The following is a 3,201-nucleotide window of genomic DNA, read 5'->3' as shown; positions in this document are numbered from 1 at the left end:
CGGCGGCGGGCTGACCGGCCGCGCGGGCCACCGCCCCGCCCGCCGGGTCAGACCTCCAGCTGGGACTCCGCGCGGGCGAGGTGGTGGCGGGCCAGGGCGAGGTTGGCGCGCTTGCGGTCCAGCACCAGGTACAGGAAGAGGCCGCTGCCGTTCTTCCCGGTGACCGGGCGCAACAGGTGGTACTGCGAGGTGAGCGTGATGAGCATGTCCTCGATGCTTCCCTGGAGTTCCAGCATCTCCATGGTGCGCATCTCGGCGCGGACGACATCGGTGTTCCCGGCCGCCGCGACGTCGATGTCCAGGGTGTTGCTGTCGCCCAGGGTGGCCAGCGCCATGCCGCTGGTGTAATCGACCAGGGCGGCGCCGATGACGCCCTCGATGTCCGACATCAGCGCGGCCAGAGCGGAATCCATGTGGGCCATGACGGATGAACCTTTCGGTGATCGGCGGGAGGGGTGCGGGAGGAGAACGGGACTACCGGCCGGGCCCGGCGTCGACCAGCGCGCCGATGCGCGCCGCGGTCTGCCGGGCCTGGAGATGGAGCCGGCCCACATTGGTGTCGGGGCTCGCGACCGCGGTGAGCACCGCGCGGTTCCCGGCCGAGTAGCACGCGATGTACCCGTCCGTACCGCGGGTGAGGGATTCCTCGAAGGGGCCCCGGCCGGTCGCCTCGGTGAGCCGCCTGGCGACACCGATGGCCGCGGCGGTGAGCGCGGCGAGACCGTCCGGTTCGATGTCCCGCAGATCGTGCGCGATGACCATGCCGTCGACGCTGGCGACCATCCCGCCCTGGAAATGGCGTACCTGGTCGCGCAGCACCCGCAGTTCTTCCCGCACGCGGGTCTCGATCGTCATCAGTCTCCTTTTCTCCGCACGCTTCGCGAATACGTGTCTCATGTCCGTGGTGCGCGGGAGGTCACAGGTTCTCCTCCAGCGCCGTGCGCAGACGGGCGAGGAGGTCGGCGTCCGGGTCCGGGGTCCGCATACCCTCCGGCATGTCCCAGGACGTCACACGCCCCTCGTGCCCGGTGTCCAGACAGGCGCCGGGACGCCGCCGCGGCAGCCCCTCCGGTGCCGGCGAGGGCATCCGTACGAGCCCGGCCGCGGCCATCCGCCGCACGTCGAGGACGGTCAGGAACGCCGACCTGCCGAGCAGCCGGGCGAGGTCGTGCGGGGTGCGCCGCCCGTCGGCGTGCGCGAGGAGCGCCCGGCGGCGCCCGGTGACGGCGCGGGCCGGGGGCTGCCCGGGCGCGGCGACGACCGGTGCTTCGTCGGCCGCGGCCCACGTGCTCCACTCGTCCAGCAGCGTCCTGCGGCGGGCCGTCGCCCGCTCCAGGGCGTCCGCGCCGACCCGGCGCACGGCGCCCAGCCAGTGCTCCTCACCGGGGGTGAACGTCGTCGTCCCGGGCGGCAGGGGCAGGGTGAAGGACGCGGCGTCCAACAGCGCGTCCAGGTGGCACAGTTCCAGTTCGCCGGGGGTGAGCCAGCCGGCGTCGACGAGGTAGCGGCCGCCGTGCCCGGGACGGGTGCCGGCGGCCTCGGCGCGCCGACGGCAGTCCGGCGGGACCCGTCCGACCGCCGCGAGCCGTACGTCCAGCGCGGGCGCGGCGTCGGACTCCACGCAGTACACCGCGCCGCTTTGCAGGTAGACACAGCCGGCCGGGCCGCGGAGCGCGCCGGTCACGCGCTCGGCGGCCAGGCGGTCCAGCGGCCGTCCGGTTTCGGAAGCGCGACGAGGGGGCGGCACGTCAGCCCACGACCAACTCGTCCGCGAGTTCCCGCAACCGGCGGCGGGCGACCGCGAGGTTGGCCCGGTCGCGGTCGAGCCACAGGTACAGGTACGTCTGGCTGTCGAACACGGTGTGGACCCAGCGGATCAGGTGGTATCCGCCGGCCGCCGTGATGATGAGGTCCTCCAGCGCGGGCCCGTCGCCGCCCGCCGTGTCGAAGGTGGCATGGCGGGTGACGGCCTGCACCACTTCCGCGGTGTCCGCGGCGGCGGCCTCATGGTCGCCGTGCGGGGCCCGTCCTGCCGTCCCCAGGGTGAGACCGCTCGTCCAGTCGGTCAGACCGGCACCGAGGACGCCCGGGATTCCCATCGCCCGGGACAAGACCTGATCGATACCCGGCACCACGGATCTCCTTTACACCTCGTGCACCATGAGGCGCTTACATCTCCCGCTTCACAGCGTCGGAGCACGTAGGAGCGCTTTCCCGGAAGGCTACTGAAGGTGTGGCGTGCCGCACATGGCTCCCGGCGGTGCACTGGGCATTTGACGCGTTCTCGACCCTGCGGAGCGCGATCTTCCGATGCCCTCTACAGAACGTACTCACTGGTAGACATGATGTGACCATGAACGCACGCAGAGGGCGGGAGACCAGGCCGATCACGGCCGTCACGTGCCCGGGTACGGACCGGGGAACGGAGGCGCGGCAGCCGCCCGGCGCCCCCGCGCCACCCCTCACGTCCCCCTCGCGCACCCCCTCCCGGACCGGCCGCGATGCCCTCTTCGTGAGGTGCGTCGCAACGACTTCCGGCCGACTTCCCCATCTGCCCCGTGCACCCCGCGGAACCCGTACACCACCTGCGCACCGGAGTACCTCGCCCGCCACACCGCACTCACCAGGAGGTCCGTCACCGTGTTACCGCACCCGCCCCACGCGGACGGCCCGCACCCGATCCGGCGCCCCCTCAGCCCGCTCGAACGCTGGTACTGGATCGCCGATCGCACCAGCCCCCTCAACGTCATCGCCCGCACCCGCGTGCACGGGAAGCTCCCCTTACCCCTGCTGCGCCAAGCCCTGGACGTCCTCCAGACCCGCCACCCCCTCCTCCGGGTCGCCGTCACCGACACGGACGGCGAACACCCCGCCTACCGCCCCCTCGACGGGCGGCCCGTCCCCCTGCGTCACCTCACCCTCCCGCCCGGCGACACCACCCGCTGGCAGCAGGAGACCGACCGCGAACTGGGCGAACCCCTCGACCTGCGCCACGGCCCCCCGCTGCGCGCCGTCGCCCTCCACACCCCCGGGCCCGGCCCGGACGCGGAACCCGTCCACGACCTGCTGCTGACCGTCTCGCACTGCGTCTCCGACGGGCAGACCGCGATGGCCCTGCTCCGCGACTGGGTCGAGTGCGCCGCCCGGCTGCACGGTGGCGCCCGGCCCGAGGACCTGGCGGTCTCCCGCCCCGCGCTGCCC

At 73.2% G+C, this 3,201-nt stretch carries 5 protein-coding genes; 1 reads left to right on the top strand and 4 read right to left on the bottom strand.

Features of this window, described 5'->3' with window-relative positions:
* Positions 1-47 precede the first annotated feature (47 nt).
* The 4 genes from AC51EU_RS28895 to AC51EU_RS28880 all read right to left on the bottom strand — a co-directional run bounded on the left by AC51EU_RS28895 (position 48) and on the right by AC51EU_RS28880 (position 2,132).
* On the bottom strand, positions 48-422 hold the full coding sequence (locus AC51EU_RS28895; protein ID WP_496270046.1) for a roadblock/LC7 domain-containing protein: 375 nt from the start codon (positions 420-422) through the stop codon (positions 48-50).
* Between the two features lie 52 nt (positions 423-474).
* Positions 475-855 (bottom strand): roadblock/LC7 domain-containing protein, encoded by a 381-nt coding sequence (locus AC51EU_RS28890; RefSeq protein WP_496270045.1) that lies wholly within the window; start codon positions 853-855, stop codon positions 475-477.
* Positions 856-916: 61 nt separating this feature from the next.
* Positions 917-1,621 (bottom strand): hypothetical protein, encoded by a 705-nt coding sequence (locus AC51EU_RS28885; RefSeq protein ID WP_496270044.1) that lies wholly within the window; start codon positions 1,619-1,621, stop codon positions 917-919.
* A 127-nt stretch (positions 1,622-1,748) separates the two neighbouring features.
* Entirely contained in the window at positions 1,749-2,132 is a 384-nt protein-coding gene (locus tag AC51EU_RS28880; protein ID WP_496270043.1) for a roadblock/LC7 domain-containing protein, read from the bottom strand.
* Positions 2,133-2,640: 508 nt separating this feature from the next.
* Here AC51EU_RS28880 and AC51EU_RS28875 point away from each other — a divergent pair.
* Positions 2,641-3,201 (top strand): condensation domain-containing protein (locus AC51EU_RS28875; protein ID WP_496270042.1); only part of this gene is annotated, 561 nt, incomplete at its 3' end.

Source organism: Candidatus Streptomyces philanthi (assembly GCF_059553635.1).
The sequence above is the reverse complement of the archived record's forward strand: the minus strand, read 5'-3'. Positions and strand labels throughout refer to the sequence as shown.

Coding starts and splice junctions, on each gene's coding strand:
- AC51EU_RS28890 (WP_496270045.1), bottom strand. CDS start 855: ATGACGATCGAGACCCGCGTGCGGGAAGAACTGCGGGTGCTGCGCGAC.
- AC51EU_RS28895 (WP_496270046.1), bottom strand. CDS start 422: ATGGCCCACATGGATTCCGCTCTGGCCGCGCTGATGTCGGACATCGAG.